3 protein-coding genes and 1 pseudogene are annotated in these 1,795 nt (G+C 41.4%); all 4 read left to right on the forward strand.

The features are described 5' to 3' along the window. Positions 1–194: hypothetical protein (locus J3482_RS19935; protein WP_206923053.1), on the forward strand; the 194-nt coding region annotated here is incomplete at its 5' end. Positions 195–370: 176 nt separating this feature from the next. Further along, positions 371–481 (forward strand): annotated as a pseudogene (locus J3482_RS21400) (MerR family transcriptional regulator); the annotation flags it as partial. Between the two features lie 57 nt (positions 482–538). Next, a complete protein-coding gene (locus J3482_RS19940) occupies positions 539–1,351 on the forward strand; it encodes a class I SAM-dependent methyltransferase (RefSeq protein WP_369123493.1) in 813 nt (270 codons plus the stop codon). A gap of 51 nt (positions 1,352–1,402) precedes the next feature. Further along, positions 1,403–1,639 carry a class I SAM-dependent methyltransferase gene (locus tag J3482_RS19945; RefSeq protein ID WP_206923055.1) on the forward strand — a complete coding sequence of 79 codons (237 nt, stop codon included), beginning with the start codon at positions 1,403–1,405 and terminating at the stop codon, positions 1,637–1,639. Positions 1,640–1,795: the final 156 nt, after the last annotated feature.

A 1,795-nucleotide genomic window follows, 5' to 3' on the forward strand; every position in this document is an offset into this window, starting at 1 on the left:
GCACTTTCAGCATCCTCTCTCACCACCCTCAGGTCTTCGACAAACCAAAGGGTAGAATTAATAGAGTGGGTGTTGCAAGTGCCCATTCACTTTTCCGCCCCGTAACAACGCAGGCTAGCTCTGCAATTTTACGCTGCGGTTTTCTGCACTTTTATTATGCGGCATACAGTTATTTCATCATTGATGGAGTTTAGCACGAAAAAGTCGAGGATACACAACGCTTTAATTTGTCTTTTGCCAAGCAACGACAATGAAAGGAGTTCAAATGAATTCGGAGCAAAATCAATTCATAGGAATTGCTGAGATATCGAAAAAACTATCCATATCTACACGGGCAATACGTTTTTATGAAGATTAAGGATTAGTTCATCCGAAAAAAAATCCTCATAACGCGTACAGACTATTTTCTAAAACTGACGTGGTACGTATCCAGACAATCGTGATCTTACGTGAAATGGGTATGTCTTTAACTGATATCCGCGTAGTTCTAAACGAAATGGATAGAAGTCGAACGGATACAGTGGCTCACTATCTGGAAATGCAACGATCAGTGTTATACACGAAATGGATTGAGTTGTCCCACACAATTCGGTCTACAGAATACATTATAGATAGTTTTGATAAGAACGGTGGACTAGCCGATAACGAACTAATGACAATGTCTGGTGGACTTAAAAGACTACAAGAGATCAGGGAGACGACGCATACTCACTGGGACTTCGACGCGAATGCGACATCCTTTGATGAACGTGTTTTAACGGTGACGGACCCTTGGGCACCATATTCAGGGTATGAGCGTGTCTTGAATAGCATTGTCGAATATGTTTGCCCGAATGAAGGGGAATCTGGCTTAGAACTTGCTATTGGGACGGGAAACCTCTCCAACAAATTTGCTGCAAAAGGTGCAGAGATGTCGGGCGTCGATCAATCCTTTGAAATGCTACGCCAGTGTCGCATCAAGTATCCGAGAATCCGCACAAAGTTGGGGAATATGATGGCTGCTCCTTTCTTTGATGGGCAATTTAACTTCGTAGTAACAAGCTATGCATTTCATCTACTTACTAATGAACAGCAGCTATTATCACTTCGAGAAATGGACAGACTAACGGTCAATGGTGGAAGAGTTTGTATAGCAGATCATATGTTCTTACAGGACAGGGATCGGTTAGCCACAATGGAAAGACTTAAGCGGGATGGGAACGACAAGGCAATTGAATCGATAGAACAACACAATTTCGCAAATTTATCTAATCTAATTAGTTGGTTCGTACAGCATTCATATACCCCGAAAACCATACCAATTAATGAATCGGTACATCTGTTGTTGGCTTATAAAGAAAATTCCTATTGACCTTAACGTTACGTCATACTTTAAACTTTCCTCAGAAATGGAGGAGTTAATATGGCGATGGGAACTTATGACGAGGTGTACAGTAAACCTGAGTTTTACTGGGGAAAGGAACCAAACGAACTTTGCACATATACCACGGATTTACTTGCCAATGAAGCAAAGGCAAAAGCAAAAGTTATTGATTTAGGCTGTGGCGAAGGTAAAGATATCATTCATTTTGCAAAGCATGGGTTCCAAGCAATAGGAGTCGATGTTTCCGAACCAGGTTTGCAAAAGGCACTTCGATAGGCTGAGCAAGAAGGATTAGCAATCCAAACTATACGGAAAAGTCTAAATGAGTTCACTTGGGAGTGTCAATAATTTTGTGTAAACTCTATCAGACGGTTTCTAGTGAAGATAGGGTTTCAAGCGCTCCTCGAAATGTATCGCAAGCTGGCTGAAGAT

The organism is Alicyclobacillus suci, assembly GCF_017329615.1.
GTDB lineage: Bacteria > Bacillota > Bacilli > Alicyclobacillales > Alicyclobacillaceae > Alicyclobacillus > Alicyclobacillus suci.

Coding starts and splice junctions, on each gene's coding strand:
- J3482_RS19940 (WP_369123493.1), top strand. CDS start 539: ATGCAACGATCAGTGTTATACACGAAATGGATTGAGTTGTCCCACACA.
- J3482_RS19945 (WP_206923055.1), top strand. CDS start 1,403: ATGGCGATGGGAACTTATGACGAGGTGTACAGTAAACCTGAGTTTTAC.